1 protein-coding gene and 1 pseudogene are annotated in these 1,754 nt (G+C 20.7%); both read left to right on the top strand.

The genetic code is table 11. The annotated features are described in order from the left end of the window. Window positions 1-166: 166 nt before the first annotated feature. Window positions 167-1,252: pseudogene (locus HY29_RS19780) on the top strand (DNA polymerase). Window positions 1,253-1,468: 216 nt separating this feature from the next. Beyond that, the coding region (locus HY29_RS19040; RefSeq protein ID WP_155838388.1) for a DNA polymerase at window positions 1,469-1,754 on the top strand (286 nt) is incomplete at its 3' end.

Genomic DNA, 1,754 nt, shown 5'->3' with positions numbered 1-1,754 from the left:
TAATTTACCTATGAATATGGAATTAAATCTATGAGGTTTAGTTTTATTTGATGAAGAAAATAATTTAGCTTTTATTAATAAAACTAATTCTAATCTTAGTTATAAGGTTAAGATTAATGATTTTTCACATGATGTAGAAGTTTATAGTCCAAACGATAAATCTATTATGAAATTTAAGGATTCTATTTTAGGAAGAAATGATCTTTATTATTTTAAGAGAGAGTTTTATAATAAAGTTGGAATTAACAAAATAATTATTTATAAAGATAATAAAATTATTTTTAAATCTAATTTAAATTCTTTAAAAATGATGAATACTTTAATTAAAAACTCTCATATTTCTAATAAACTTATGACTATGGATATTGAAACTAAAACTATCAATAAAAAAATGATACCCATTTGTATTTCTCTTTACGATGGAAAGATTTCTAAAAGTTTTTTTATTTCAGATTTTGATAATTCCAACGAAATGATTAAAAAAGCTATATTATTTCTAGTTCAAAGGAAATATAATAATTATAAAATTTATTTTCATAATTTTTCGTCTTTTGATTCTATATTTTTGCTTAATAATTTAATACAAGTGGCTAATTTAGTTAAACCTATTATTAGAGATGGAAAAATTATTGAATTGAGAGCTGAATTTAATTACAATGATAATAAAAAAACTGTTATTGTTTTTAGAGATTCATTACTTCTTTTACCATCTTCTTTAGCTAAATTAGCTATTAACTTTAATTGTGGTAAAAAACAATTATTTCCTTATAATTTTATTAATAAAGAAAATATACCTCTTAATTATGTAGGAAAAATACCTGATACTTGTTATTTTAATAATTTATCTGATAAAGAATATTATGATTATTGTAAATCTTTTGAAAATAAATTAAAATGAGATTTAAAAAAAGAAACAATTAAATATTGTGAATCAGATGTTATAACTTTGTATAACATTTTACTGAAATTTCAAAAAAAAATTTTCATGTTTTTTCATGTAGATTTATTGAAATATCCAACACTTCCTTCTTTAGCTTTTGCTATTTATAGAACTATTTTTCTTAAAGAGAGTTTTAATATCCCAATTATTGGTAATAAAATTTATGATTTTATATCTAAAGGATATACTGGTGGAGCTGTAGATATTTATATCAATAGAAATTTAAATAATGAAAAAGTTTATAGATATGATGTTAACTCTCTGTATCCTGCGGTGATGTCTTTTCAAGATATGCCCGTAGGTAATCCTTGATTTTTTGAAGGGAACATTTTAAAAAATTGAGATAATTTAAAAATTTTTAATACTGATAAACCTTATGGATTCTTTGAAGTAGAAGTTGAAACACCTAAAAACTTAAACATTCCTATTATTCAAAAAAGAATGAAAATAAAAAATAAAGGATTTAGAACTATAGCTCCTTTAGGAAAATGACAAGGTGTTTATCATTCTAATGAAATTTATAATGCCATGGAATATGGTTATAAATTTAAAATTATTAAAGGATATATTTTTGATAAAAAGAATATATTTAAGGATTATGTTGAAAAACTTTATGATTTAAAAGCTAATAGTGAAAGAGATTCTCCTGATTATATAATTAGTAAACTATTAATGAATAGTTTATATGGTAGATTTGGAATGAATCCTGAATTAGAAAAACATTGTATTATTAAAGAAACTAATTTAAATGATTTACTTAAAGATTCTTCTATAACTATTATAGATGTTATAGAATTAGAAAATAAAAATTGCG

The organism is Hyphomonas beringensis, from assembly GCF_000682755.1.
Lineage (GTDB): Bacteria > Pseudomonadota > Alphaproteobacteria > Caulobacterales > Hyphomonadaceae > Hyphomonas > Hyphomonas beringensis.
The sequence above is the reverse complement of the archived record's forward strand: the minus strand, read 5'-3'. Positions and strand labels throughout refer to the sequence as shown.